Genomic DNA, 593 nt, shown 5'->3' with positions numbered 1-593 from the left:
TTAAGGAAACTCTGAAGAAGACTTCCTGATTTGGCAAAATGCCCAGACTCTCCACCCGCCCGAGTTTCCGATGAAACAGATCACTTTCGCCGACGCCGAGTACGCCGGTAAGCGCAAGCAGACCCGCAAGGAATTGTTCCTGATCGAGATGGATCGGGTTGTGCCATGGAAGGGTTTGATTGCCTTGATCGAGCCGCATTACCCCAAGGGCGAAGGCGGCCGACCCGCCTATCCGCTGATGGCGATGCTGCGCGTACATCTGATGCAAAACTGGTTCGGCTACAGCGATCCGGCGATGGAAGAAGCGCTGTACGAGACCACCATCCTGCGTCAGTTCGCCGGGTTGAGCTTGGAGCGCATTCCTGACGAGACCACCATCCTCAATTTCCGCCGGCTGCTGGAGAAGCATGAGTTGGCGGCCGGTATCCTTGGCATGATCAATGGCTACCTGGGAGATCGCGGCCTGTCGCTGCGCCAAGGCACCATCGTCGATGCCACGCTGATCAATGTGCCGAGTTCGACCAAGAACAAGGACGGCAAACGCGACCCGGAGATGCACCAGACCAAGAAGGGTAACCAATATTACTTCGGCA

At 57.0% G+C, this 593-nt stretch carries 1 protein-coding gene; it reads left to right on the top strand.

Features of this window, described 5'->3' with window-relative positions; genetic code table 11:
• Positions 1 to 70: 70 nt before the first annotated feature.
• The coding region (locus BAY1663_RS22865) for an IS5 family transposase (RefSeq protein ID WP_037045483.1) at positions 71 to 593 on the top strand (523 nt) is incomplete at its 3' end.

Source organism: Pseudomonas sp. BAY1663, assembly GCF_000582595.1.
Lineage (GTDB): Bacteria > Pseudomonadota > Gammaproteobacteria > Pseudomonadales > Pseudomonadaceae > Stutzerimonas > Stutzerimonas stutzeri_AF.
Note: the sequence above shows the minus strand (reverse complement) of the source record. Positions and strands in the feature narration are given on the sequence as shown.